Source organism: Kitasatospora sp. NPDC023385, assembly GCF_055664045.1.
The window spans coordinates 1-2,714 of record NZ_JBVOOL010000087.1 but is presented as its reverse complement, the minus strand read 5'-3'; the positions used below and the strand labels follow the sequence as shown (position 1 = coordinate 2,714).

At 64.7% G+C, this 2,714-nt stretch carries 3 protein-coding genes and 1 pseudogene; 3 read left to right on the top strand and 1 reads right to left on the bottom strand.

Features of this window, described 5'->3' with window-relative positions; translation table 11 throughout:
- Nucleotides 1–72: 72 nt before the first annotated feature.
- A complete protein-coding gene (locus tag AC0B61_RS37110) occupies nt 73–336 on the bottom strand; it encodes a hypothetical protein (RefSeq protein WP_471746940.1) in 264 nt (87 codons plus the stop codon).
- Between the two features lie 131 nt (nt 337–467).
- Between AC0B61_RS37110 and AC0B61_RS37105 the strand changes: the two are divergent.
- The 3 genes and pseudogenes from AC0B61_RS37105 to AC0B61_RS37095 form a co-directional block, all read left to right on the top strand.
- A pseudogene (locus tag AC0B61_RS37105) lies at nt 468–740 on the top strand (GmrSD restriction endonuclease domain-containing protein); the annotation flags it as partial.
- Nucleotides 741–1,357: 617 nt separating this feature from the next.
- Nucleotides 1,358–1,696: a DNA/RNA non-specific endonuclease gene (locus AC0B61_RS37100; protein ID WP_471746942.1), complete on the top strand. Its 339-nt coding sequence runs from the start codon at nt 1,358–1,360 to the stop codon at nt 1,694–1,696.
- 24 nt (nt 1,697–1,720) lie between these two features.
- Nucleotides 1,721–2,302: an SMI1/KNR4 family protein gene (locus AC0B61_RS37095; RefSeq protein ID WP_471746938.1), complete on the top strand. Its 582-nt coding sequence runs from the start codon at nt 1,721–1,723 to the stop codon at nt 2,300–2,302.
- The last annotated feature ends 412 nt before the right edge of the window (nt 2,303–2,714 follow it).

The following is a 2,714-nucleotide window of genomic DNA, read 5'->3' as shown; positions in this document are numbered from 1 at the left end:
ACGGCAGACTGCCGCGCGTGACCAGCACGAGCACCGGGGCACGGAATCACACCAGGCCCGTGACCTGCCACTTCACGATGCACACCACTCAGTGGGCGGGACATCGCGGGAGCCCAACCGTGAGCGGAGGTCATCCGGCGCCTTCTCCCCACACAGGAGGATCCTGCTGGAGTTCTGCACGCCGTTCTTCGGGTCGTCTCCGGGTAGGAGGATGACGACAGTGGCGTCCGCCCCCGCGGCGACGAGCGCCGAGCCCAGTGTGTAGTGCCGCAGCCCGGCTCCGGCAGCGGACAGTACCGCCGCCTCAGTGATCAGGTGCGGAAGCGTCTGTGCCATGCCGTCACCCTAACCGTGGGGGCGGACAGCACAGGCGGCTGGCCTTCCTGGGAGCGGGCCCCGATCGGGCTGCCACTCGCCGGAATATCGCACGCTTGGAATGACGCTCCCCGCCAGTCGGAGCCTCGGCCTGGACCGCGGGTGAGCGGGAGGCCTACGCCAACGACCTGGGCGACGACCGCGCCCTGGTGGCCGTCTCGGCGCGCAGCAACCGGGCGAAGGCGGACAAGGACATCTCGGAGTGGCTGCCGCCGCTGGAGTCCTACCTCTGCACCTACCTGACGGACTGGACGGCGGTGAAGACCCGCTGGGGCCTGAGCATCGATGCCCGGGAGCGCGAGGCGATGGAGCAGCTGGCGGCCGGCTGCCCCGAGGAGCAGCTGACCGTCACCCTGGCCCGCTGACCCGCCCCCGCCGGTCGGCACCATGTGCCCGGGCAGCCTCTGCTGGTCTCCCTCCCGAGAGCCGAGGACGAGACTGATCTGGAGCTCGCTTCGCTCACCGGTAGGATCCGCCGACCGGCTACCGCCTCGCTGCAGTGCGGTCAGCCGCTTCGCCCGGCTCTCCTGGGCCTCCGCGGGTTGGCATGGATCCATCGCCGGTTGACGGCACAGGCCACGGGCGGGCCGATGAGTGCGAGCAGCCACCACAGGAGCGCCAGGGTCCATTGGCGGTCGTGCTCCCCCCAGCGGCCCGGAAGCAGCGGCATCAAGCCCGCCAGGACCAGGAGTACCGCCCAGGTCACCACCCATGTGATCACCCTGCGCTCGCCGACACCCATACGTCCCCCAGCCCTCGCACCATATTTGAACAGGTTCAATATAGTGCTCCTGGGTGACGCCTCGTCGGTGGCGCCCCACGGCCCCTCGATGGCGCGCAAGCTCGGCCGGGGTGATCTTGGGTAAGCCGCTCGCGGCGCCTGCCGGTCCCGAGACGCACATCCGGCCATCACTGGTAGGCGCCTCCGGAGCCGCGGTGGCTTCGACTCGCACGGAAGCCGGATCCGAACAAGAACACCTTCATCATCGGTGGTGACACTCGCTCGACAGCCGCCGGTACGTATGATCCGCCAGGGTTCGTTGATGGCACCAAGCAGGCTCGGGGTCACCTCCTCGCTAGGCAACTGGGCGGCTCAGGATTGGAGATGAGGAACCTGGTGCCCCTCTACACGAACGCAAACTCCGTCGTTATGAAGAGCTACGAAGATCAAGTTCGAGCGGCGCTCGATCACGGAGAGACGGTCTATTTCAGCTCTCAGGCCGAGTACTGGGACAAGACAAATCCGGATCCGCGCCGAATATGGTTCAATGCGCGTGGGACAGGTGCGCTGAACATCAGCGTGCCCATCGATAACATGTAGTTGAGTGGCTGAAGGATAGAGATCTTGGGATTTATCGAAGAACTGGCGGCGCTTGGCGGTCTGGCTGAGGCGCGTAACTTTGTGGTGCCCTGGCAGGACATCGAGCGAGAGCTCGGCATCGGAGTGCCATCCGACTATGTCGAATACGTCGGTCATTTCGGTCCAGGTGGCTGGAGCAACTACCTGGGCGTGCTAATTCCGGGGGTGGCGGATTCGTCCAGCGAGCTTGTGAGCCAGTCGAAGAGTCTGAACGAGCTGCTGACCCAGCATCCCACCATCCGCGAGCAGCAGCCGTTCCCCATATTCCCGGAGCCCGAGGGCTTGCTGAGGTGGGGCAACTGCGCGACCGCCGAGACATTTCATTGGCGCGTTGACGGGGATGCTCCGGACTCATGGTCCACGGTGGTGCTCGGGGATACGAAGGAGGAAGTTTACGAGTTCCGGGGACCGATGACGGAGTTTCTGGTGAAGCTATTCGACCGCCGGATTGAGATTCCGTTTATGACTCAAGTGCCAAAGAGGGCGGATACCCGGTTCGTGCCAGGGGAGGGAACCCCCTTGAGTCCACGCTTCCGTATCGAACCCCTGGGCTACTTCGCGAGCTGAGCCAGGACTGGGAACGGCGGGTGGGTTTCAACGGCACTGCGTTGGACGTACGAGCGCAGGTCAAGAGGGCCGGACATGGCAGTGGGACACTTGCTAATCAAGGGGTGTCCCGTTGCCGGAGAAGTTCGACAGAGAGATTTCCCCCTATTCCATGGGAGTCACTAATTGAATTTGATGGCAGCCGCCGAGAGCGCGACCGGTACGCTTCGGTAACCTTGGTGGCTCCTGGGCACCTTGATGCCCAGGAGCGAACACCTTGATGGCTGGGGCGGACACCTTGATGCCAGCCCGCCTCGACCCCGGACCGGACCGCGCTGCGCTACTGAAGTTGAATTCGTAATGTCGGTCTGAAGGTGGTCAGCCGTCCATGATCAGGCCGGTGGCGGCGAGGCATCCGTCGATGAGGTGAGAG